The 1,608-nt window shown below is 41.5% G+C and carries 2 protein-coding genes; both read left to right on the forward strand.

What is annotated here, in order from left to right:
- On the forward strand, window positions 1-573 hold a 573-nt coding region (locus JSQ97_RS12805), incomplete at its 5' end, for an SH3 domain-containing protein (protein WP_205076407.1).
- A gap of 114 nt (window positions 574-687) precedes the next feature.
- Window positions 688-1,434: a hypothetical protein gene (locus JSQ97_RS12810; protein ID WP_205076408.1), complete on the forward strand. Its 747-nt coding sequence runs from the start codon at window positions 688-690 to the stop codon at window positions 1,432-1,434.
- Window positions 1,435-1,608 lie beyond the last annotated feature (174 nt).

The following is a 1,608-nucleotide window of genomic DNA, read 5'->3' on the forward strand; positions in this document are numbered from 1 at the left end:
AATCAAGTCTTAGTTAAAGTAACTTTGGATGACAGGGTCGATATTGAAGAATTATGGCTGGTACAGTCTAAAAAAGATTTGCTGCATTATGTATGGCTTAAAGTTTCTTATAATGGAGTGCGAGGATTTGTTTATTATTCCGGCGCCTATTACAGTAATTATTATAAAAAATATATTGACGGCTATTCGGATCCGTATCAAAACAACTGTTGGGAAATTCTTGAAAAAATTAACGTCGGAAACAGAACTTGGACTGTAAGAAAGGTTTATCAAGGTCTTTCAATTTTTTCGGAAAATGATTTTATTGAAGTACGCGATAAGCCGGGGGTAGTAGATACGACAGTAATAGCTGAAATTCCTTCAAGTTATAAAAACGGAAACGGGCAGACAAATATCATAACGGAAGCAATTACGGAAGAATACGATGGTTCATATAGAAATCGTTGGGTAAGAATTACCGTAGCCGGCAAAACCGGCTGGATTTCCGGAGCATATCTTTCTGCAGAACGCGGCGGTCCTACTTATTATATCCCGGAAGACTGGATTGCTTTCCTCAAGGGAGATGCACCGTAGTCGGATAATATCCTGCCGAGTGCGCAAAGCCCGCATGAAAATGCGATCCGTTGCCGTTTAATTTTTTTTCGGATAAAATAAAAAGCGGATTTACTCATTACAGGAGATATACGCATGATTACCGCGATTTTATTCGGAGTGCTTGCAGCGATTACAGGATTATTGTTTTGGATTTTTATCGTCATGCTGATCGTAAAAGCGATAAAAAAACAGCCGAAAAAAAATACGCTCATACGTTCGGGCGTTTCCGGATTGTTGTGGATCGTCTTCTTTTCATGCGCGATAGTTATCGGAACGAAAGCTTTGATAAACGGCGATCCGCTCGTAAATAAAATCGCCGAAAGCGCCGGAGAAGCGACGGCGAATATTGCGGAACATTCGTACGAAGGTATAAAAAAGGGCTGGAATAAAGCGCTGCTCAATAAAATTAATAAACTTTCCGTTTCTTTCGTTTCCATACGGGAAATCGATAAAGACGAACGGGACACGTTCGATTTTGCAGATACGAACGGAAAAAAAATATTCGAAATACTGTTGTCGATCGACAATCCTTTGGACGCTTCGAAGAAAATTCCGTACCGGAAAATAAATAAAGAACAGCTGATTTTCGGAAAAGACGTAAACGGAAACTACATACCCGTGTTTATCATCGACGATTCGGGGCTTTCAACCGTTCCGTGGATTTTTACGTTTTTTCTTCCGACGTACAGGAAAGACGGAGCGTCGGTGAATATTCCGACGGGTAAATCCGAACTGCGCCTCAGGCTCGACGCGGCTGAAAAAGATTCGATAGAAAAAATCATCTTCGGCGAAAAAGATATTCCGATCCCGAAAACTCCCGCCGATACAATCGATTTGTAGACGCGCCGCTTCCAACGAGCGCGAAGTTCCCCGCGCAAACTGCAGGGGTGCTGCCGGGAGTGCAGCCGATTTTTATGTTACTCGCAATTTTTTTGAAATTGTATTCTCCGATGCGATTGCCCTATGCTTGTCTTGCGGTTGAGAAAGATATCGTTTTGTTATATAGTATAAATA

It is taken from the genome of Treponema sp. Marseille-Q4523, from assembly GCF_016901105.1.
Classification (GTDB): domain Bacteria; phylum Spirochaetota; class Spirochaetia; order Treponematales; family Treponemataceae; genus Treponema_D.

Bases quoted from the DNA above. Each gene is read 5' to 3' on its own strand.
- JSQ97_RS12810 (WP_205076408.1), top strand. From the start codon at position 688: ATGATTACCGCGATTTTATTCGGAGTGCTTGCAGCGATTACAGGATTA.